Origin of the sequence: Pseudomonas sp. (genome assembly GCF_051660785.1) — a bacterium.
Lineage (GTDB): Bacteria > Pseudomonadota > Gammaproteobacteria > Pseudomonadales > Pseudomonadaceae > Aquipseudomonas.
Genome location: NZ_JBOFQE010000058.1, coordinates 227,874 through 247,869, shown reverse-complemented (window position 1 = coordinate 247,869; position 19,996 = coordinate 227,874). Strand labels below are relative to the sequence as shown.

14 protein-coding genes are annotated in these 19,996 nt (G+C 57.1%); 5 read left to right on the top strand and 9 right to left on the bottom strand.

Annotated features, from left to right (window positions below; translation table 11 throughout):
* Positions 1–261: 261 nt before the first annotated feature.
* Both qatA and ACRC4F_RS15095 read right to left on the bottom strand, forming a co-directional pair.
* Complete coding sequence (gene qatA / locus ACRC4F_RS15100; RefSeq protein WP_438660032.1) at positions 262–2,211, bottom strand: Qat anti-phage system ATPase QatA; 1,950 nt, start codon at positions 2,209–2,211, stop codon at positions 262–264.
* 678 nt (positions 2,212–2,889) lie between these two features.
* Positions 2,890–3,897 carry a DNA-binding protein gene (locus ACRC4F_RS15095; protein ID WP_438660031.1) on the bottom strand — a complete coding sequence of 336 codons (1,008 nt, stop codon included), beginning with the start codon at positions 3,895–3,897 and terminating at the stop codon, positions 2,890–2,892.
* 181 nt (positions 3,898–4,078) lie between these two features.
* Between ACRC4F_RS15095 and ACRC4F_RS15090 the strand changes: the two genes are divergently transcribed.
* Together ACRC4F_RS15090 and ACRC4F_RS15085 are read left to right on the top strand one after the other, a co-directional pair.
* The gene (locus ACRC4F_RS15090) at positions 4,079–5,026 is read left to right on the top strand and encodes a site-specific integrase (RefSeq protein ID WP_438660030.1); all 948 of its coding nucleotides are present in this window, start codon (positions 4,079–4,081) and stop codon (positions 5,024–5,026) included.
* A gap of 720 nt (positions 5,027–5,746) precedes the next feature.
* Entirely contained in the window at positions 5,747–6,478 is a 732-nt protein-coding gene (locus tag ACRC4F_RS15085) for a cysteine hydrolase family protein (RefSeq protein WP_438660029.1), read from the top strand.
* Between the two features lie 438 nt (positions 6,479–6,916).
* Here the strand turns inward: ACRC4F_RS15085 and ACRC4F_RS15080 are convergent, their stop codons facing one another.
* From ACRC4F_RS15080 to ACRC4F_RS15055, 6 genes are all read right to left on the bottom strand, one after another.
* Complete coding sequence (locus ACRC4F_RS15080; protein WP_438660137.1) at positions 6,917–7,498, bottom strand: methyl-accepting chemotaxis protein; 582 nt, start codon at positions 7,496–7,498, stop codon at positions 6,917–6,919.
* A 336-nt stretch (positions 7,499–7,834) separates the two neighbouring features.
* Complete coding sequence (locus ACRC4F_RS15075) at positions 7,835–8,752, bottom strand: hypothetical protein (RefSeq protein ID WP_438660028.1); 918 nt, start codon at positions 8,750–8,752, stop codon at positions 7,835–7,837.
* A gap of 981 nt (positions 8,753–9,733) precedes the next feature.
* On the bottom strand, positions 9,734–12,814 hold the full coding sequence (locus tag ACRC4F_RS15070; protein WP_438660027.1) for an efflux RND transporter permease subunit: 3,081 nt from the start codon (positions 12,812–12,814) through the stop codon (positions 9,734–9,736).
* Positions 12,811–13,998, bottom strand: coding sequence for an efflux RND transporter periplasmic adaptor subunit (locus tag ACRC4F_RS15065; RefSeq protein WP_438660026.1), 1,188 nt, complete (start codon positions 13,996–13,998; stop codon positions 12,811–12,813). The genes ACRC4F_RS15070 and ACRC4F_RS15065 overlap by 4 nt, the downstream gene beginning before the upstream one ends.
* Positions 13,995–15,371, bottom strand: coding sequence for an efflux transporter outer membrane subunit (locus ACRC4F_RS15060; protein ID WP_438660136.1), 1,377 nt, complete (start codon positions 15,369–15,371; stop codon positions 13,995–13,997). Before ACRC4F_RS15060 ends, ACRC4F_RS15065 begins: the two co-directional genes overlap by 4 nt.
* 189 nt (positions 15,372–15,560) lie before the next feature.
* Complete coding sequence (locus tag ACRC4F_RS15055) at positions 15,561–16,295, bottom strand: response regulator transcription factor (RefSeq protein ID WP_438660025.1); 735 nt, start codon at positions 16,293–16,295, stop codon at positions 15,561–15,563.
* A gap of 143 nt (positions 16,296–16,438) precedes the next feature.
* Here ACRC4F_RS15055 and ACRC4F_RS15050 point away from each other — a divergent pair, with 143 nt between their 5' ends.
* Together ACRC4F_RS15050 and ACRC4F_RS15045 are read left to right on the top strand one after the other, a co-directional pair.
* Positions 16,439–17,131, top strand: a complete 693-nt coding sequence (locus ACRC4F_RS15050; RefSeq protein WP_438660024.1) for a response regulator transcription factor — start codon at positions 16,439–16,441, stop codon at positions 17,129–17,131.
* Positions 17,109–18,473 (top strand): sensor histidine kinase, encoded by a 1,365-nt coding sequence (locus ACRC4F_RS15045; protein WP_438660023.1) that lies wholly within the window; start codon positions 17,109–17,111, stop codon positions 18,471–18,473. Before ACRC4F_RS15050 ends, ACRC4F_RS15045 begins: the two co-directional genes overlap by 23 nt.
* Before the next feature lie 85 nt (positions 18,474–18,558).
* Here ACRC4F_RS15045 and ACRC4F_RS15040 read toward each other — a convergent pair whose 3' ends face one another.
* Complete coding sequence (locus ACRC4F_RS15040) at positions 18,559–18,762, bottom strand: co-regulatory protein PtrA N-terminal domain-containing protein (protein WP_438660022.1); 204 nt, start codon at positions 18,760–18,762, stop codon at positions 18,559–18,561.
* A 283-nt stretch (positions 18,763–19,045) separates the two neighbouring features.
* Between ACRC4F_RS15040 and ACRC4F_RS15035 the strand changes: the two genes are divergently transcribed.
* On the top strand, positions 19,046–19,975 hold the full coding sequence (locus tag ACRC4F_RS15035; protein ID WP_438660021.1) for a dihydrodipicolinate synthase family protein: 930 nt from the start codon (positions 19,046–19,048) through the stop codon (positions 19,973–19,975).
* Positions 19,976–19,996: the final 21 nt, after the last annotated feature.

Genomic DNA, 19,996 nt, shown 5'->3' with positions numbered 1-19,996 from the left:
AATCGCTGGGGCTTCCAGTACGGGCGAAACGGGTGAAGCTGCTGCGGGCACCCCGAAGTGAGCCAGTGCCGTCATTGTTCACCGGCCCGGATGGAGATGAGCCTGGCTGAGACGGGGTAGAGCCTGACTGAGATGGATTTGATTGGCCAGGCCCATTCGGTTGAGCGGCGGGGCCGGCTGGTTGTGCTACATCATCAATCCAGGAGGGCACCAAGCCGGAGCTCGGGCCTCCATATCCTTTGGAGGTACCCATATCAATCCTTAAGATTTTCCGCTGAATTCAAGTACGCGCTTGGATGCCTTCTGAAGCGTCTCGTTCTCGACCTGCTGGCTCCAGCCCCTCAGAATCCCCTCAAGCCCCTGGATGGCATTGGTGTCCTTTAGGCTTTCATGCCATGGGGCGGGAGCCCACATGCCAAGCTTGGGCGTGGGCAGAGATCGGACGAATTCGACTAGACGTTTCTGTAGCGCGGGGCGTTGTTTGACAAGTTCGATCAATCCCGGAACGCCTTTGGGTTGATTCGAATACTCGTCTGCTTGGATTATCCGATCGCGGAGTGCATCAAAAACATTCTCGGCATCAACTTCAGCTAATGCCACGATGTCCTTCTTCGTGGCCGCTTGCCGGATCTGCAATGCAGGGCCCATTAGCTTGTCAACGAGCGCCTCGAGATGACTCACTGCGACCTGCCCCATCAAGGAGCTGCGTTTATCGCGAGTCACGAAAATGTAGGGGCGCAGATCAACACCGGTCAGCGCGGGATCGATCGCCGCCCAGTTGCTGATCCAGTCGCTCTTCTCCCAATCGTGCACATCGCCAGAGTTGGCCACAGCCTTGAGCTTCCCAGAGCCTTTCCCCTCCTCCGACTCTGAGGCGGTTCCCTTTGACTTCTTGGTCCGCTTTTCCAGCTCGGCGATTGCAGGTACCGAACCGTCCGCATCCAGGCTCGCGATCCGTGCCAGTTGCTCATAAAAGTCAGGGTGGAAACGCTCAGCCAGCATGATTTTCGCAAGTATTGGACGCCGAATATCCTCAGCAAATCCTCGAGCCTCGGCGATGGCGTGGCGCAGCATCATCGAGTTCAGGAAGCGTTTGATCTGCCGGGGGTTGCCGCGAGTACCTTCACTCAAGATCCGCGCCAGCAAGGCACTGGTATCCAGTGCTTCCTGGACAAAGTCAGGAAGTGGATCGCCGAAAGCAGCAGTTAGCGCTTTGCGGTCGAGGCCGCTGCTTTTCCAGGGCCGGAGCATATCCTTCTGAGCGGCCGTTAAGAGCTTCTTGAGTTGATCGTCATCGGTTTTGACGACGCTTTCCAACTGTAGGAGCGTGATGTAACTACGGGTCTCCGCCAGCCCCAGTGCCGGGATGCGGAACGGTACCTGAATGAGCTTTTCGAGGTAGTTACGCGCATAGGTCACCGGCCCCGCCCCCTGTGGCAGGTCTGGGAAGTGCTCGCGCACCGCGTACTCGATCATGGCCTCGTCAGCACCGACCACGAATGCTGTCCGGTTTACGAAGAGGAAGAGACGGATGGCCTCAAGCGTGGCGATGGCTGTCTTGGGCAGGCATCGATCAAGGTCATCAACGATGACCACCAGTTGGTCAATGTCTGCGGCCGTCAGAAGCTCTTCGAACTCGGCCCGGAACTTGTGCATGTGCTCGGGGAGCTGCTCAGACTCCTTCTCAGCATCCTTGATGAAGCCGCCGGCCCTCTCAGCAAGGCCGGTGAGGCTTTCTATGCTGAGATGGTCGCCCGGGTTATGCACGAAGGCCGAAATGGACTCCACTGCCCCTTTGAGCTGGTCAATGCTGGGTAGGCCGGACAATGCGGTGAACCCGAGACCTCCGGCATGCTTCGCCAGCTTGAACCAATCAATACGTCGCAAGACCTTCTTCGCGGCGTCGGCGACCTTCTTGGAGCCTGGCCGTGCACGCTGCAATTCATCGACAATGGTCTGGATAACGACAGTTTTCGCGTCCTCAAAGCCTTCGAATGTCCAGCCGTTGAACCAGATACAGCAGACGCGCTCATCAGCGTTGAGTAGTTGCTGAGTCATCTTCAGGACGCTGGATTTACCCGCCCCCCAGTCGCCGTGCACACCAATAGTGACCGGGGTTCCCCGAGATTCATCAAGTAGGCGCTTTACCGTTTTGGCAATGGGGGCGTAGTACAGCAGGTCAGTGGCTGTTTCCTGGTCATTCAGGAACATGTAAAGAACTCCTTTTCTAGCATTTGAGATCCAACCACGGGGGTGACCAGCGGAAAGCCGCCCCTCTCACATCAGGTTATGGGCATCAATAGATGTCCGCGAGTAGGCCAAAGTCGGCGCATTGATGTCAATACGCCATTTGGCGGGGTGATGAACTGCCCCGACTCAAGCGCGAGTTGGCTGGAGCCACCAACGGGCGCGTTTTTCAAGAGACGGTGGCAGCGCGCCTTGCCAGCGAAGCATCGGCAAGTAGACATTGCGCCATACATTGACGTAACGAGTGAGGGGCTAAACCCCGTCATTTCCTCCAACGTACGCCTAACGATAGCGGCTGACGTGGAGTCCTCAGAAGGCGAAGCATTATTTGAGAATCTGACGGAGCAGCTGGAAATAAAAATCAATGCAATTTCAGACGCCACCAAAGTATCTATAGAGATCAGCGTAGATTCTGGCTACTGATCTACTAGCCCGCTACGCATCGAAACCCTTCCTAGTCATTTTGGGCGTCACCTTCCTAGCACTGGATGCGATTCGCCCAAGACGCTTCAGCGGCCCCGAACAATCATCCGAAGAAACCATCTGGGTCAGGCGCTCATGCGCGTATTTCAGGCCAAGAGTGCCTGCAACTGAACCGCCACATACCGCGTCAAATTTGATCAATCTAACTCTCCCTTGTATTTATTTTGTGTTGCTGTCGTTGTCAGTATCAGGATGATTTGTGGATTGTCGTAGCTGAGTGAGCTCCGCAGAATATTGCTCCGACAACCTCGTGGCTTCCGCCAGTTGCGAGATCGCCTGCGCCAAACCCTCCTCTAGCCGCTTGGATTCGGCACGCGATATGCCTAGCTGCTCCAGAAGCGCTTCTTTCGCCCCGTCTGCCTTGGCAACTGCTGTCTTCATGGCGGCAATCTCACCGCTCAAACGAAGCGCCGCGTCTTCATGCGTCGCCGCCGCCTTGGCCTGCTGTCGCGCCTCACTTAATAAACGCTCGTTATCTCTGTTGAGTCGAGTCAGTTCATCTTGCTTGAGCATCAACGTTTGTTGCAGCTGTCGCAGCTCAACCTGAACTTGCTGCACCTGCCCTTCGTGTCGCTGTTGCTCCTGCTCCCGTTGTTCCTTGACCGCGTTACGGTAATGTTCCAGCGCATCGCGTGAATGCAGGTGCTTTTCCTCCAGGGAGCGGATCTGCTCGTCCTTTTCTTGAACACGGAGTTCCAAGTCACTGCAGTTTTGGCTTAGGCGTGCATTGCGGGTGAGTTCGGCTTGCAGGCTTGCCTGACAAATCTGTAACTCATCCGCTTGAAGCCCTAACGCCCCTTTCTGACTATCAAATTCCCGCTGCAAAGAGGCGAGTTCGGTATTCAAGCCGTCGAGCTTTTGCTCCAGCTCAATGCGCTGCTCGTCGAAACGCGCCTGGGCATGCGCGAGAGCTTCGCCTCCCTCCTCCGTCATTCGCTCTAAGAGGCCGGCCACAAGCTCGGTCAGTTCATCGCTCAATCGCTCTCTAGAGGCCCGCGGCCGAGGGTCAAAATCTTCGATTTCCTTCAAATATCGGTGAATAGTCGTCTTCGAGCCGGTATTGCCCAGCTCGATGCGCACGGCGTCGATGCTTGGGTTCTCGCCGCGGGCGAGCAGCGCTCTCCTAGCCTCCAGGACTATCGCCTTGTTGATTCCGCCGCGCGCCATTTTCCTCTCCTTCGATTTCGTACTGTTTTACATACTATGTATATACATAGCATTTACTTGATCAAAAAAGAATAATCTACGTAGCTTTCTTTGATAAAATAATCGAGCGTTATCGCATCATAATGCTGTTTTTTGCTTTTTCCATCGCCGGAAAAGGTACGTTTCGCGTAGAAGGGTCGAGATGAACAAGGCTGAACGCTATCTGCAGGCCGGCACCCGGGAAAATACTCGGCGCAGTTACCGTGCCGCCGTAGAGCACTTCGAAGTGACCTGGGGTGGGTTTCTGCCGGCGACCGGCGATGGCATCGTGCGCTACCTCGCCGAGTACGCGGATAAGCACACCATCAGCACGCTGAAGCAGCGCCTGGCCGCTTTAGCTCAATGGCACATCACTCAGGGATTTCCTGACCCCACGAAGACCCCTACCGTTAAACAGATGATCAAGGGCATTCGGACATTGCATCCGGCCCAAGAGAAACAAGCGGCCCCTCTCCTCCTCCTTCACCTAGAACAAGCAGTGAGCTGGCTCGAGCGCGAAGCGGCGCTTGCGGCTGAGCGTGGCGACTTCAGAAATGTAATGAAGCATCGACGTGACATCGCCTTGGTGCTGATCGGCTTTTGGCGAGGATTTCGTGGTGACGAGCTGGCACGCCTGCAGGTCGAGCACACCCAGGCAGACGCCGGTGCCGGCATCACCTTCTATCTGCCGCATACGAAAGGCGATCGACAGCACCTGGGGGCGACGTTCCACACCCCTGGCCTCAAGAAACTGTGTCCAGTTCTGGCTTACGTCAATTGGATCACTGTGGCCGGCATTGCGCGCGGGCCCGTGTTCAGGAAGGTGGATCGCTGGGGCAATCTGGCTGACGGCGGCATCAACTCCAACAGCCTGATACCCATGCTTCGCCGTATCTTCAAGCAGGCCGGTGTCCCCGCCGACCTGTACAGCAGCCACTCATTGCGTCGAGGGTTTGCCACCTGGGCTTCAGCCAATGGCTGGGACATCAAGTCGCTAATGAGCTATGTGGGTTGGAAGGACGTGAAATCGGCCTTGCGTTACGTGGACGCTGGCGCATCGTTCGCAGGACTCGCCGTTCGAGCCCCGACACCCCAGGTAGAGAGTTTGTAGCCCGCACACTCGCCCCGCCGCCAGAACACTGTCACGGGCATGTCGACTTAAGAAGTAGGTTAATGGCGATCGCGAAATTCTCTCCAAGTCCATGGAGGTGTTGTTTCGCAGCAGTGCTGCCGAGCTTGTATCTGGCATGGCCATGACTGAGACGATCCTCCCTCCGAGAGGCACGAGGATCTATACCTTGCGCAACCATAGCCCGTGTTTGGTCGAGTGTGTAATTGCATGGATTCGACCACCCATTTGCGTTGGACCTGACCAGTCAATTGCATCCAAGCTGACCAACCGTTTGCATTGACTTGACCAGAACAAGCCGTAGTGACGGCCGGCAAAGAACGGCCAGGAGCTGTCATCGATTGTCTCTGACTCAGGGCAATTCACTTGACCGGTGCTAATGGGGGTGATGAAGATCATGCTTCAGTGTTAGAGCTTGTTGTTTTGCTCGCAAGCAGTACGCAAACCTAATCTAGTGCTGGTGCTGGTGCTGGTGCTGGTGCTGGTGCAGATGAATGTCGCAGACCAAGCAATATGCCTACATCGAGTTGAGTGTCAGTCGCTAATCGCTGGAATACAGCCAGTTGCTGTTCACTCATTCAAGTCACATTTCCCGGACGCGGGAGGAGGCGCGATCTAATAGGTGAGTGTCGTTTACACCTCAATGCGGCGTGGTGATGCAACTAGAATCGCGATTAAAAATTAATAATAATGGAGATTGATATGCATCGGCCACAGAGCGATTTTACGGCCTTGTCCGCCACCATTCCGGGTGTCGACTTTTCCGATATTGGCGCAACCGCGTTGGTTGTGGTCGATGTTCAGCACAGTGACGCCACCGAGAACCGGGGTTGGGTCAAGGCCTGTGAAGCAGTGGACCAAGGCTCTATGCGCTATTACCTGGACCGACTGGAACAGACCACCATTCCCGCTATCAGCAGCCTCTTGAGTGCATTCCGTGACGCGGGGCGGCCGGTCATTCATCTGTGTACCGGATCGCTGTATCAGGACATGCGCGATTGTCCCGCACGCTTCAGGGCCTGGACGCAGGAACTGGAAGTCGCCGGTGGCGTTCAGGATATGTGGTGGGTGGGCAATCCGGACTACGCTTTTCGCGAGGAGGTTGCGCCGTTGAGGGACGAGACGATCATTCGTAAAACCACCCAGGGTGCCTTCAACGGCAGCGAGATAGACACGACATTGCAGCGCATGGGCATTACTAATTTGGTGTTCACTGGCGTGGTCACCAGTTGCTGTGTCGAGACCACGGCGCGTGACGCCGCTGACCGGGGATACGGTTGCATCCTGGTGTCTGACGCCTGCGCCGATTGTGATGAAGCCATGCACGAGGCTGCGATGTTGAACTTTGGCTTGTACTTCGGGAAGGTGGTGAAAAGCGCCGAGGAACTGATAGTACCGCTCATGACTCACTCCAAGCCTCACCTTCGCGGCTGAGCACTCCCCGGAAACGTTGCTCTCATGCTGAATGAGCGCAGTCTCTTGAATTGCCAGGGGGGATAGCCCGCTCAATAACCTCCACGAATGAATACACGATAATGAAGTCATCGCCATTGGCGTGCATTTTATGAAACCTCAGTGAATCGACCCTGCTCCTGCAGACACATTACCAATCTCTGCGTCAGCCGATTGCCGCCGGTCGATGCAAAACTCCCCCTTGTTTACACAGGACTTATTGTGTTGCATCGACCGGTTGAATCCAACAGTCCGAAAGCAGTCAAGCAGTTCGAAAGGGACTGTCGAAACGGCTAACCGCTGCAGCAGAGCGTGATAGTTCCCCCATACAATTCACGCAGCCGCACCTCGTTCGTTGTTGCTACTCACCTCAAACTGCCCCACTAATTTTTGCAGTTTGTAGGCATTCAACCTCACGGTTTACGCACTGCTCTGCAGCACGACGACAGTCTGGCGCGTCTCTATGGAGGACTGGTCGACCTTCTTGATCGTCTTGCCGTAGTCGAGGCTGCGCTTGTTGAGTTGCTGGATGATCGCAAACATACTTTCCACGGCTTGATGCAGCTGCACGTTTTCCGAGGATGCATCTTCGGCCAGGCGCAGGCTGTTATCGACATCCTTGACGCCCTCCTCCATAAGGCTGACAGCTTTTTGCGTTTCGTTCTGCAGGCCTTCAACCATCTGCCGAATGTCGTCGGCAGCGCGTGATGTGCGTGATGTGCGTGATGTGCGTGAGGCGAGACTACGTACCTCATCGGCGACCACCGCAAAACCTCGGCCATGTTCACCCGCGCGAGCGGCCTCGATGGCGGCATTCAGTGCCAGCAGATTGGTCTGGTTGGTAATGTCACTGATCAGGCCGGTGATCTTGCCGATCTGGGTCATGCGACTATCGAGCAACTGCACGCTCGAAGTAGAGCGCTCGACCACATCGCGAATCGACTGCGTGCCTTCCCGCACGGCAAGAAATTGCTCGCGGGCACGGGTGACCACCTCATCCATTACCTGCTTCATTTGCTCGGCGCTGGCCGACGCTTGCTGGATCTCGCCCAATTGATCTTCAACGATAATCATCATGCGATGCACCGCTTGGGCCACCTCGACAGAAGTGATTCCGGCTGCCTGGCTGCGACCCAGCAGCATCTGATTGGTGGTACCAACGTTGCGACTGGCCTTCACCCTTGCCCGACCACAGAGTCCAGGTGGTCGATGAAACTGTTAATCCAACGCCCCATGCCATGTCACCGGTCTCATCGTTGGCCATACGCGTGGTATCCAGACGCTGACGAAGGTTGCCCTCGCCCTCGGCGATGGTCCTGATGACACTGGTCATCTCGTTCAACCTGGCCGCGAGACGTTTGGGCCCCAACAGGCTGAACAGACTGTGGCGCACACCATGCTCACGACTTCGACGGTATCGATCAGGTTCTGCGCCAGGCCGCTGTAATGCTGGACCGCGAAATTGCAGGCGAAGAGTCCCGTCATGGTCGCGAGATAGGGCTTCATCAAACCGAAGCTGAGGGAGCGCCGGCGGTAGACTTCCTCCAAATCGGCCTCACACATCATGCCCCAGCGGTCAGGTGATCCGGGCAATTGGAACGTAACGCCCTTGCCGACCACCGGAATGTGCCGGTAATCCGAATAACCGGGATAGGTCACGAACAGGTTGGAACCTGTGCGGATGGTTTCGCGGACGCCTGGGTGCAATTGCTGCGTCGCCGGGTCGGTAAAGCGCAGTTCCAGTTCAGTATGTCGCTGGATCTGCACCGTCTTCCAGGACGTGTGCACGCCGCTTTTCAGATTTTCGCCGTGGGTGAACGTACCGTCTTCAAAACGTGAGCGCGACAAGGCGGTTCCCGGTTGAATTGCCGGATCAAAGCGTGATTGCGCCATGAACAGATAGTTGTCACCCGATTCGGCAAAAATGTACCCGGCCTCGCGCTGGATAAGATCGCCTAACACATCGTTTGGTACACGACCGCAGAGGCAGCCAAGGACTTTTCCATCGGCCTTCAAGGGCTGATAGAACATCAACGTGACTTCATCGTAGAAGCGCGAAGACGATGGACCGATGTGCAAGGTCAGTGGATCGCCGTAAGGGCCATGGAGAAACGGCGCTTTCAATCCTTCTGCCAATGCACGAGTGTTCTCGAGTTGATTTTTACTGTGTCCGTTCCAGGTCGAGACGACAATGGAGCCGCTGGCATCAACCACAAACAACTCTGAAAGATCTTCAGCCTGGTTGAGCTTGTCCATCAGCGAAGAGCTGTCGAGATGGGCGAAATCGCGACCGAGATTTTCCGCCAGTTCAGCCAGGTGTTCCCACTGCTAGCGCGTCCAGTTATGCAGCAACTGCACACGCGTTTCAGCGATGGCTTCAAACGTTTGTTCTATCACTGGATAAGCCGACTGATTTCGCCCGCAAGCCCAGCGCATCCGAATTTTCCCAGTCTTGCCGAACCACGGTAACCAGTGCTTTTCGCTAGAGGATAGCTGCATCGAATTGCTTGACAGCGACATCTACTTCCCCACTTGCGACATTCATTTGCAAGTTTAAAAGCAAATACCACACCAATTCGCAAGCTTGTTAACTGTTTCGGGTATCGGTGCTTACTAAAGGGAAACCTCGATAGGTACTCAATTGAAGATCCTGTTGGTTATGGCCGCAGGTGATTGAGGGCACGAGAGATCTCAAGCCATAACTCAGTGCGCAGATCACGACACGCCCTATAAGTGCGCCTGTCATTAGTCTCGCTGTCAGGCTATATCTCTAGATTAACGTGCCGGACATGGACACTGATGAACTTTAGGGAATGCAGTGCACCATCCATTGTGCGATGGCGGATCCGCATCATTTCTGGGTGATGAAAAACAGCGTCAGGATCACTACATCCTGATTTCCACAGCGGTGGCGTTGGGATTGTCGCGAACGATGGTGTGAATGCGTCCATTGTACATAATCAGTTCGGCGTTCATGGCCCCCCGGAGCTCTCTGTTAAGGGTGTGCTGACTAATCCGGCGATGGGCGCAGCGGCTCACAGGTCGCCCGCAACACCAAGCAATGTACTGGTGATGAGAAAGCCGCGGCGTTCTTGGTCGGTCAGGTCAGGTTTCATTTGTTGTACCTGCCATCTAAGCTTGGCCGAGCCAGCCCGCAAACAACCCCATCACCCGCGGCATGAAGATGTAGTGGTTTACTGACTAACATCGGTCTTTGGCAGATCCAGCTTTACGCATTCAGCCGCCGACCAGTTGTGCCGCAACATCTGGACGTCGTTTGCGCAGACGGTTGAACCAGAGATAGACCACTGGCGTTGTATATAACGTCAGAATCTGCGAAACAACCAAACCACCCACGATGGCGATCCCCAGCGGCTGACGCAACTCCGAGCCGGCACCTTGGCCGAATGCCAGGGGTATGGCACCGAGCAAGGCTGCCAGTGAAGTCATGAGGATTGGCCTGAGCCGCAGCAGGCAACCCTCGCGGACAGCATCCACGGGGGCCAACCCGCGCTGCTCGGCTTCTAATGTGAAGTCGACGATCATGATCGCGTTTTTCTTGACGATGCCGATCAGCAAGATAATGCCGATCATCCCAAGCACCGACAAATCCTGTCGGCAGAGAATCAAGGCAAGCAATGCGCCAAAACCTGCTGACGGCAGCGTCGAGATGATGGTCAATGGGTGAATGGCACTTTCATACAGCACGCCGAGCACGATATAGACGGTGAGGATCGCCGCCAGAATCAACCACGGTTGAGACTTGAGTGAGTCCTGAAACGCTTGAGCCGTACCCTGGAAACTACCCTGCACGCTGTCCGGCATGCCGATCGCCAGCGACGTTTGCTGGATCGCATCCACCGCCTCGCTCAAGGCATGCCCTGGCGCGAGGTCAAACGAGAGGGTGATCGCCGGGAATACGCCTTGATGGTTGATGACGATGGGCATCAGTTCGTTCTTGATGTCGGCCAACAGGCTCAGCGGCACCATGGCGGCTGAAGTGGACCGGACATAAAGATGGTTTAAGGTCTGGATCGACAGCTGCCAGCGCGGATCGACCTCAAGGATGACGTGATTCTGATCGAGTTGGGTGAACATCGTCGCCACCTGCCGCTGACCAAAGGCGTCATACAGCACATCGTCGATGGCCTGCACGGAAACCCCCATCCGTGCCGCGGTGGGTCGGTCAATGATCAGTGTCGCCTGAGTGGAAGCCTGCTGCTGGTCGGAGGTGACGTGCTGCAGTTGCGGCAGTGTTTTGAGTTTGTCCAGCAACACACCGCTCCAGTGATCCAGCTCGACGCTGTTCGGGTCTTGCAAGGTGTACTGGTATTGCGTCTTGCTGGGGCGGCCACCGACCTGGATATCCTGGTTGGCCTGAAGGAACAAACGGATGCCCGACACCTGATTGAGCTTGGGCTGCAGTCGGGCGATCACCTGCTGTGCGGAGGCCGTACGTTCGCTGAACGGCTTGAGATTGATGATGACTCGCCCCTGGCTGATGGTCGGGCTCGGTCCGACCCACGAATACACCTTGGCGATATCCGGGTCCTGGCCTACGACGTCCACCAGCCGCGCGACCTGAGCATTCATCGCCTTGGGCGAAATGTCCGACGCCGCTTCGGCAATGCCCTGAATCAAGCCCGTGTCCTGCTGCGGAAAAAAGCCTTTAGGGATGTAGATGTAAAGCGCTGCTGTCGCGACGAAGGTAGCCAACGCGATGGTCAGGGTCATGCGTTGATGAGCCAGGACCCAATCCAGGCTGCGACGATAGCCGTTTTGAATGCGGGTAAACGCGTTTTCGCAAGCGTGTGCAAAGCGACCGGGTTTGACGCCATCGTCATGATTGAGCAACCACGCACAGAGCATCGGTGTCATGGTCAGGGATACGATGCAGGACATCACAATCGCCACGCTGACGGTCACTGCAAATTCGCGCATCAGGCGCCCAACGATGCCGCCCATCAACAGGATCGGCAAGAACACAGCGATCAAGGAAAGGGTCATCGAGATGATGGTGAATCCCACCTCTCGCAAGCCATCAATGGCGGCCTGCAAGCGTGATTTGCCCATCTCCAAATGACGGACGATGTTTTCCATCACGACGATCGCGTCATCGACCACGAACCCGACCGCGATCGCCAGCCCCATGATCGACAGGTTGTCCAGGCTATATCCCAACAGGTACATCACGGCGAAGGTCGCCACCAGCGAAAGCGGAATGGTCATCGCAGGAATAAGCGTTGCGGTGGCCTTGCGCAGAAACACGAAGATCACAACAACCACGAGGGCAATGGACAGCAAGAGCGTGAATTGCACGTCGTTGACCGACGCCTCGATAGTTTGGGTCCGGTCGCCAATGACATGGACCTGGACGTCCTTGGGCAGCGATGCGGTCAAGGATGGAAGCGTATCGACGATATTCTGCGTGGTCGACAACACGTTGAAACCGGGCTGCTTATGGATGTCGACGATGATCGTCGGTTCCTTGCCAAGCGCGGCTGATTGCTGCGTGTCTTCGGCACCGTCGATGACCTTGCCTAGATCACCGAGTTTGATCGGCACTCCATTCTTGTAAGCAATCACCTGTTCGCGGTAATCCTTGGGGTCGAGCAACTGGTCGGTAGCCCCCAGCGTGATCGATCGATCCTGACCATCCAGGCCGCCCTTGGGCTGATCCAGAGTGTTGTTGCCGATTACACTGCGCACATCTTCCAGGGTCAGGCCGCGAGCGGCCAAGGCATCGGGATCGATCTGAATGCGCACTGCCGGCTTCTGCTCACCATGGAAATCCACCAGCCCGACCCCCGGCATTTGCGACAGACGCTGTGCCAGATAGTTATCGGCGTAAAGGTCCAGCTCATGCAATGTGCGAACCGGTGACGTCAGCGCCAGCGACAGCACTGTGCCCTCCGCCGGGTTGACCTTATTGAAGGTCGGCGCGCTGGTCATGGTTTTCGGCAAGTTGGCGCTGGCGGTGTTGATGGCTGTTTGCACATCCTGCGCGGCACCGTCGATGTCTCGCGACAGATCGAACTGCAGCACAATCTGACTTTTACCTGCCGCGCTGGTGGAGGTCATCGAAGTAACCTGCGGAACGGCTGCAAATGCCCGCTCCAGTGGCGTTGCCACCGAGGTCGCCATCGTCTCCGCGCTGGCGCCCGACAACTTGGCGGTGACTTGAATCGTCGGAAAATCCACCGTTGGAAGCGCCGCGACGGGCAGCTGAAAATAGGCGACCGTCCCCAACAACATAATCCCCAGCGCCAGCAGGCAAAGACCGACCCGACGTGGTATCAAACCTGCCAATGCGTTCATCGGCTGGCCTCCATCGCAACGGCTGCCTGAGTTTGGCTGTCAGCCTTGACCGGCGAAACCTTTGTGCCCGGCGCGATTCGTGACTGCCCCTGAACGACCACCGTTTCCCCCGGCGTCAGCCCTTCTCGAATCCACTGTTGGCCAGCAACCACTGCGCTAGCGTCGACCTGCCGGGGCTCAACCCGCTGATCAGCATTCACCACATACACATAAGGCCCTTTCTGTCCTTGTTGCACAGCCGTTACCGGAACCACCGTGGCGTCGAGCCGGGTGTTGAGCAATACCCGGGCGCTGACCAGTTCGCCTGGCCACAACTGACTGTCATCATTGTCGAACTGCGCCTTGAGCTGGATCTGCCCACTGGCCGCCGACACCTGGCTGTCGATGAAACTGAGTGTGCCACTGGCGATCTGCTTCTTGCCGTCACGGCTCATCGCCACGACTTGCAACGGCTGGCGAGCATTCTCTTCAAGGATTTGCGCAAGATCGTCCTGAGAGACAGCAAACGCCACGGAAATAGGATTCATCTGAGTAATCGTCACCAATCCGGTCGCCTCGGCGCCGTGAGCGATGGAGCCGACATCCAGCAGTCGCTGCCCGGTACGTCCGGTAAGGGGAGCGGTGACGTGGGTGAAGCTCAGCTGCAGACGTGCGTTGTCCAGCTGGGCCTGATCGGCCTGTACCGTGGCCTGTTGCGCCGCGAGTTGCGCGCGATAGGTGTCGACGTCCTGCGTCGGGCCGGCCTTGGCATTAGCCAGATTGGTTGCCCGTTGCAAATTGACCTTGAGGTTCGCTAGCTGCGCCTGATCCTTGGCAACCAACGCCTGTGCCTGAGCGACCAGGGCTTGATACACCCGAGGGTCGACCTGCGCCAATGACGCCCCGACCATAACCATCTGCCCTTCGGTGAACATCACCTTCTGCAATTCGCCGTCGACCCGCACCCGCACATTCACAGTGTTGAGTGCCTGCACGCTACCAATCGCGTCCAGCCAGATCGGCAGGTCCTTGCGCTGCGCCGCTTGCATCACCACGGGAACCGCGGCATCGGCCGACACTGCCGGTGAAGCCTGCACCCGACCTGGCCAGACGTAATGAAGCAACAGCGCAATCGCGATCAGCGTAATGAGTACGGCGATGATGCGCAGGCGGCGAGAAAACGAAGCGGTATTGTCCGGGGTCATGGGCGGGACGCCTGAAAAGTAGAGGAAGACGATGCGAGGGACGCCGAGGCGCCAGAAGTGGCATTGGCAACGTTGCTGGGGGCGAAGTCACCGCCCAGTGCGCGGAACAGGCCGACCGCCGCTTGCAGGTGTTGCAAGCGAACCTGCAGCAACGTGTCTTCGGCTTGGTACTGGGTTTGCTCCACGATCAACAGCGTCTGAAAGTCGGTGGAACCGAGGCGGTAACGCACCTGGGCCAGCCTCGCGGCTTCGCGGGCCGACATGACGGCGGCTTCATTCAGCGAGAACGCCTGATCGAGCTCGCGGGTCGCACTCATTTGTGTTTCCACGTCCTGCAACGCTTCGATCACCGACTCACGATAACTGTCCGCCAATTCCCTGACATGCGCCTGATCGAAGTGCAATTGGCCGTCGAGCCGGCCACCGGCAAACAGCGGTTGCGCCAGGGTGCCGACCAGGCTCCAGATCCCGCCGCCTGTCAGGGTGTCGATGCCTTTTTGTAAATCCAGGGTCAGGCTCGGGAAGTACGCGGCGCGTGCCACACCGACATCGAAGTTGGCCGACTGCAGGCGCGCTTCTGCCGCCTGGATATCCGGCCGCTGACGCAACAGTCCCATCGGCAAGCCGCTGTCGGGACTGGGAGCGGTGAGATTTTTCAGGCCGTATTCTTTCAGTTTAAAGCCCTGCGGCGACGCACCGACCAGCACCGCCAATTGGTACAGCGCCATGTCACGTTGTTGACGTAGCGGCGGCGTGGCGGCCTGGAAAGTTTGCAAGGTGTTGCGTTGCTGGGCGACTTCCAGTGTAGACACCGCCCCCTGACTGGCCTGGTACTCGACCAGGTCCAGCACTTGCTTCGCATCTTCGGCAATCGACTCTGCCAGCTTCAAACGATCTTGCAGCGATAGCACCTGGAAATAGGTGATGGCAATGTTGGCGCCCAACGTCATGCGCAACGTCTGCGCATCGAACACGCTGGCGTTGGCTAATACGTTGGATGAGTCTGCTGCCGCGCGGTTCTTGCCCCAGAAATCAACTTCATAGCTGGCGGCAGCGAAGGCATTGGCGGTCTTGGGCGTCGAGGTATGGTTCTCGCGCTGGTAATCCCCCCCCAGTGACAACTGTGGATACTGCGTGGCGCCCGTGACTTGAGCGATGGACCGCGCTTCTTCAATGCGGCTTAGCGCAGCCTTGAGGGTGTAATTCTGGTTAAACCCGCGAGCGATAAACTCGTTAAGTTCTGCGCTGTGAAACTCTTCCCACCAGGGGCCACCGCTGGCGGGTTTGATGGACGCGCCCTGCGCAGCATCCCAGGCAGGCGCCAGAGCTATTTCGGGTCGCTGATAGGCAGGCACCAAAGAACATCCGCCCACGGCCAGCCATAGGGCGACCGCCAGTGAGCGTGACGCGTACCGGGTCAAAAAATACCGCGAAATGAACGACGCTGTGTGTGCCGCAGCCATGTGCTGACGATCTCCGAAACCTGATGGAATACTCCACGAAGGGCTCGAAGATTAAGTAGCCGCGACTGTCAGCAAGCTCCTCTGTGCTTAAACAATTTTTTAAGAAGCGTCTATTCCGCTGTCCTGAGCCTTCTCGGTGTCGAAAGGCCCGGGCTCTTCGTCGTTTTCCAGAAGGTAACCAGCACCCGGCACGGTGCGAATGACCGAACAGGGAAACCCCTCGTCGAGTTTGCGACGCAGGCGATAGATGTGCTTATCGATGACGTTGTCGTTAGGATCGAACGCATAATCCCAGGCGCTCTCCAGCAGCATGTCGCGGGTTACCACCTGTCCGCAGTGACGCATGAGTTTTTCAAGAATCAGCGACTCTCGCTGCTGCAGGACAATAGTCTTGCCCTGACGAACGACCGTGCGCGAGGTGCGGTTCCAGCGCAGCGGGCCGGCTTGCAAGGTCATGGTGTCACGGGGATGCGGGGCCGCCGAGCGCAGCAGCGCGTCTAGCCGCGCCAGGACTTCAACGAACGCGTAGGGTTTTGCCAGGTAGTCGTCACAACCGGCCTTCAGGCCTTCAACCCGATGCTGCGTCGAGGCCAGGGCACTGAGCATCAGGATGGGTGTACGCAGCCCGCGCTCACGCAGTTGCGTCACCAGTGCAATGCCATCCATCCCCGGCAAGCGGCGGTCAACGATCAGCGCGTCGTAGGCGCCCTCGATCGCCATCGACAATCCATCACGGCCATCTTCGGTCGTATCGGCAATGTGCCCGCTTTCACTCAGACCGCGTACCAGATAGGCCGCCGCTCGCTGATCGTCTTCAACTACCAATATCCGCAAAACCGCCTCCGGGGTGGCCAGCTAAACTTTTTTTCATGTTGGCGCGACCTTTATGTTCACTACGCGTTGGCACACTATGCAACTGCTACGGGGTTCACACCAGTTCTCCGACTTCCATCAATTCCAGGGAGCACTTCGCGTCCATGCCCCATGTACTCGTGATTGAGGACGACGTCACCACTGCCAGCGAAATCGAAGCCGCCCTGCAGGATCATGGCTTTGTCGTGACCTGCGTCGACAACGGTCGAGAAGGATTGCTACAGGCCTTCAGTGACAACTTCGACCTGATCGTTCTGGATCGCATGCTGCCCGGATCGGTGGACGGCCTGGGCGTGCTCACCGCCCTGCGCGCCGCCAACATTGCCACCCCTGTGCTGATTCTCAGCGCGTTGAGCGCGCTCGATGAACGCGTCCGTGGCTTGCGTGCCGGCGGCGACGATTACTTGACCAAACCCTTCGAGTTCATCGAGTTGACCGCTCGACTGGACGCTTTGAGCCGTCGTCACAGCGTCCCGGCCGGCACTGACCGTGAAAGCCGACTGAAAGTCGGCAAACTGGAAGTCGACCTGCTCAAACGTAGCGTGCGTCGCGGCGAACGCATCATCGAGTTGCTGCCCCGCGAATATGCGTTGCTCGAACATCTCATGCGCAATGCCGATCAGGTGGTGACTCGCACCATGCTGTTCGAAGCCGTGTGGAATTACAGCTTCGACGAACGCACCAACGTGATTGAAGTTCACATCGGCCGGCTGCGTCGCAAGATTGACGGCGAAGACGAAGAACCCATGATCCATACCGTCCGTGGGGCAGGCTATGTTCTCCGTTCACCTGAGTGAAATTCCCCGCACCATCAGCTTTCGCACCGGCTTGATGTTCTTGGCGCTGTTTAGTTGCTCCTTCCTGGCGCTATTTGGCTACATCTACTGGCAAACCGCGGTCTACTTGACGTCCGAAGCAGACGCGGCATTGCATCGCCAGGTGGACAACCGCAGCCGGCAAACGCCGGTGTTGCTGGAGGAAGAGATCCGCAGGCACAAGATCCAGGACGTCGAAGCACGCTTGCCTCACACCCTGTTCGATGAACAGGGCAAATTCATTGCCGGTGCAATACGTATACTGCCGCCCTTCCAGGCCTTCGACAAGCCAGAGGAGTTTCGCTGGGAGACGCCCAACGGCAGTAATCGGCCGATACGTTTCATGGTTCATCGACTCGACAACAATAGAATCCTGCTCGTCGCTCAGGACATGCACGACATTCGCGAATTCGACGAACTGTTGGTCAATGCCATGATTTCCGGCGGCAGCCTGCTGCTGTTGGTGGGGCTGGTCGGTGCAGTCCTCCTCGGCCACTCGGCGCGGCGTCGGCTGGACACGCTCAGTACTTCGATCAAAGGCATTATCGAGGGCGATCTCAGCGGTCGTCTGCCGACACGCGGCAACCACGATGACATCGACCGGATCGCACACGTGGTCAACGGCATGCTGGACGAACTTGAGCGCCTGATGAGCGAAGTCAAAGGTGTCTGTGACGATATCGCCCATGACCTGCGCACCCCGTTGACTCGACTGATTGCAGGACTTGAGCGCGCACAGCGCAGAGGCCTGCGGGAAGACGAGTACGCCGAAACCATCGACGCGGCGATTTCCGAAGCGCGCGGCCTGATGCAGACCTTTCGGGCTCTGCTGCGAATTTCGGAAATCGAGGGCAGCGCCCGACGCAGCAGTTTCTCGGAAGTAGACCTCAATCAAATAGGTGCTGACGCGGCGGAGTTTTTCGAACCGCTTGCCGAGGAACGCGGTATCACCCTCAGTTTCACACCTGCCAATACGCCAGCACTGCGCTCCGGAGACGCACAGTTATTGTTCGACGCTGCCTGCAACCTGCTGGATAACGCCGTCAAATTCGCCCCGGACAACGGATGCATTCAAGTGGCCGTCATTGTGGCGCCCGAGGGCCCCGGTCTGCGAGTCAGCGATAACGGCCCAGGCATTGAACCGGCCGAGCGCGAGGCGGTATTTCGACGGCTGTACCGCTCAGAATCGAGCCGCCACACTCCAGGCAATGGTTTGGGTCTGAGCATGGTTGCTGCAGTGGCACGCCTGCATGATATGACGCTCACCGTGTGCGACGCCGAACCGGGCTGTCGGATGGATCTGATGAGCGTTCGCACGGTCTGAGATCGCCAGTCTCGCGGCCAACTTGGCTTAATCAAGCCAAGTTGGTCAGCGGATGATTTCTTAACATTGATGGGCGTGCGCACGATCAATTCGAACGGGCGGCATCGTCAGGTGATGCTTTCTGATTGGTGGCAACGGCAGTTGCAGACCCAGACTGTTGGGACGTTGTCATAGCGGATGCTCGTGCAGCCTCCATCCTGGCCATGACGGTGTCGCCTCCGCCTTCTGCCATCGCGGCTACAGAGGCACTCATCAACGTCACGATCAAAAAAGCCTTTAGGGTGTTCATGGAAAATCTCCAGTATTGAGTTCAGCCAACACACTGTGTGCTGGCTTGAACTCATCCTGAAGCCATCGGCCTTTCACCCTGTTCCCCGCAAAATGAATTTTTTGACAGGTGTATTCTCCCGACAGTCCGGCAGAAGACAACCTTCAATTGATATCAAAACCGCATGAATTTGATGAGTAATCAGCGTTTGTCGCGCTGATTATCACGTCTTACCCTGACGCACAGAACCATGAAGGCGAGTGTCTCACGAGCCGTTCATCTGGCCCTGAATCTGGAGTTGATCATGCCTCTTACTGCCGATGCCAATGGCGTCTATCCCATCGCCCCAACGCCCTTTTTCGATAACGGCGACATCGATAAATCCTCGATAGACCGGATGGTCGATTTCTACCTGGAGTGCGGCTCGACCGGCATGACGGTATTGGGCCAATTGGGCGAAGCGCCGAAACTGGAATACTCCGAATCGCTGGATATCGCCAGCCAGGTTATCCAGCGTGCCCAGAAGCTTCCCGTAATTGTCGGTGTGTCTGCTCCAGGATTTGCTTCGATGCGCGCGCTGACGCACGAAGTGATGGATCGCGGCGCTGCCGGGGTAATGATCGCGCCGCCAAACACGCTGCGGACCGATGACCAAATCGTCAACTATTACCATCAGGCTGTGGACGCCATTGGTGGAGACGTCCCTTTCGTATTGCAGGACTATCCACTGACCTTCTCGGTGCAGATGTCACCGACCGTCATTCGACGCATTGTTACGGAGCTGCCTTCATGCGTAATGCTCAAACATGAAGATTGGCCGGGGCTCGAAAAAATTTCCACTCTGCGCAACTTCGAAGCGCAAGGCACCCTGCGTCACATATCCATCATGGTGGGTAATAACGGCTTGTTTTTAGAGTACGAACTTGCCCGCGGCGCCGACGGTGCAAATACCGGATATGCCTTCCCCGATATGCTTTGCGATGTGGTGCGAATGACTAAAGCGGGCCAGATTGAAGAAGCCCATGACTTGTTCGATGCCCACCTGCCGTTGCTTCGTTATGAGCAACAGCCAGGAGTCGGCTTGGCCGTTCGCAAGTACGTGTTGATGAAACGTGGAATCTTGACGTCCGCTGCACAACGCAAACCTGCAGCACCGATGTCGGAGAAGGCGCGTGTTGAAGTCGACAATTTGCTAAAACGCCTTGCCCGTCACGATCGTCGAGCTGACGTCTGAACATTGCCTGAGCCTGGCTGG

Bases quoted from the DNA above. Each gene is read 5' to 3' on its own strand.
- qatA (WP_438660032.1), bottom strand. From the start codon at position 2,211: ATGTTCCTGAATGACCAGGAAACAGCCACTGACCTGCTGTACTACGCC.
- ACRC4F_RS15095 (WP_438660031.1), bottom strand. From the start codon at position 3,897: ATGGCGCGCGGCGGAATCAACAAGGCGATAGTCCTGGAGGCTAGGAGA.
- ACRC4F_RS15090 (WP_438660030.1), top strand. From the start codon at position 4,079: ATGAACAAGGCTGAACGCTATCTGCAGGCCGGCACCCGGGAAAATACT.
- ACRC4F_RS15085 (WP_438660029.1), top strand. From the start codon at position 5,747: ATGCATCGGCCACAGAGCGATTTTACGGCCTTGTCCGCCACCATTCCG.
- ACRC4F_RS15080 (WP_438660137.1), bottom strand. From the start codon at position 7,498: ATGGATGAGGTGGTCACCCGTGCCCGCGAGCAATTTCTTGCCGTGCGG.
- ACRC4F_RS15075 (WP_438660028.1), bottom strand. From the start codon at position 8,752: ATGGACAAGCTCAACCAGGCTGAAGATCTTTCAGAGTTGTTTGTGGTT.
- ACRC4F_RS15070 (WP_438660027.1), bottom strand. From the start codon at position 12,814: ATGAACGCATTGGCAGGTTTGATACCACGTCGGGTCGGTCTTTGCCTG.
- ACRC4F_RS15065 (WP_438660026.1), bottom strand. From the start codon at position 13,998: ATGACCCCGGACAATACCGCTTCGTTTTCTCGCCGCCTGCGCATCATC.
- ACRC4F_RS15050 (WP_438660024.1), top strand. From the start codon at position 16,439: ATGCCCCATGTACTCGTGATTGAGGACGACGTCACCACTGCCAGCGAA.
- ACRC4F_RS15045 (WP_438660023.1), top strand. From the start codon at position 17,109: ATGTTCTCCGTTCACCTGAGTGAAATTCCCCGCACCATCAGCTTTCGC.
- ACRC4F_RS15040 (WP_438660022.1), bottom strand. From the start codon at position 18,762: ATGAACACCCTAAAGGCTTTTTTGATCGTGACGTTGATGAGTGCCTCT.
- ACRC4F_RS15035 (WP_438660021.1), top strand. From the start codon at position 19,046: ATGCCTCTTACTGCCGATGCCAATGGCGTCTATCCCATCGCCCCAACG.